The following is a 1,110-nucleotide window of genomic DNA, read 5'->3' on the forward strand; positions in this document are numbered from 1 at the left end:
AGAGGAGGGATTGGTCCCACAACACTGCAAGTTGTAGGACTCACCCTACACCGACGGCTACCCGTGAACGGCAGTGCGCTTCGGGAGTCTGGGATAGCTTGAGAAGTGCACAACAGTCCCACAAAACCTTTACTGGAACCCCTCAGAGATTAGTTTATCCTATGGGTGACGAAATAGCGGACGAAAATACTGACATTTCACGGAGAAATATTATAAAAACAACATTAGCGGCGAGTGCTCTCGGTCAAGTTGTTGGAGGGGTACAGGCTAAACAGCATACAAATAGCCAAGAGCAGCAAAGTACCGATGAACCTTCTGACAGATATATTGTCGGGACTAGATCTTCCGGTGGTGCAACCGCAGCCAGTGCTCGTGCCAGTTCAGTCGAACAGGTTCTCGATTTCGGGGAGATCGGAGGGGCAGTTGTGGGACAGTATCGGCAACCGGATCTCGATGCACTCGGACAGAGTAACAACGTACGCTACGTTGAGCGAGATGGGAGATATGATGCTGATGATCAAACCCTTCCATGGGGCATTGATCGGATTGATGCGGACAAGACTATAGCTGCCGAAGACACTGGGACGGGAGCCCATGTTGCCATTCTTGATTCTGGTATTGACCAAAACCACCCGGACCTCCAACCCCGTCTTGGGACTGGAAAATCGTTCGTTGATTACACATCTTCGTGGGATGATGACAAAGGACATGGAACGCACTGTGCAGGGATTGCAGCAGCTAGCGACAACACACAAGGTGTTGTCGGGACTGCTCCTACATCGACGCTTCACGCCGGGAAAGTCCTCAATGATAATGGCTGGGGACGTTGGTCATGGATTGCTGCAGGCATTGAGTGGGCGGCTGATCAGGGATATGATGTTATAAGTATGAGTATTAGCGGGTCCGACTATTCTCAGACACTCAAGGATGCGTGCGCATATGCCCACGACGAGGGTGTCTTGATTGTTGCGTCCGCTGGGAATGACAGCCGAGGATCAGTCAATCATCCGGCTGATTTCCAAAACGTACTCGCTGTAAGTTCAATAACAGAGAATGACAAACTATCGAATTTCTCGAATATCGGGTCTGAAATCGAACTTGCCGCGCCTG

1 protein-coding gene is annotated in these 1,110 nt (G+C 50.6%); it reads left to right on the top strand.

Translation table 11 applies throughout. The features are described 5' to 3' along the window. Nucleotides 1-161: 161 nt before the first annotated feature. The coding region (locus C448_RS15260) for a S8 family serine peptidase (protein WP_152415489.1) at nucleotides 162-1,110 on the top strand (949 nt) is incomplete at its 3' end.

This window comes from Halococcus morrhuae DSM 1307 (genome assembly GCF_000336695.1).
Taxonomy (GTDB): domain Archaea; phylum Halobacteriota; class Halobacteria; order Halobacteriales; family Halococcaceae; genus Halococcus; species Halococcus morrhuae.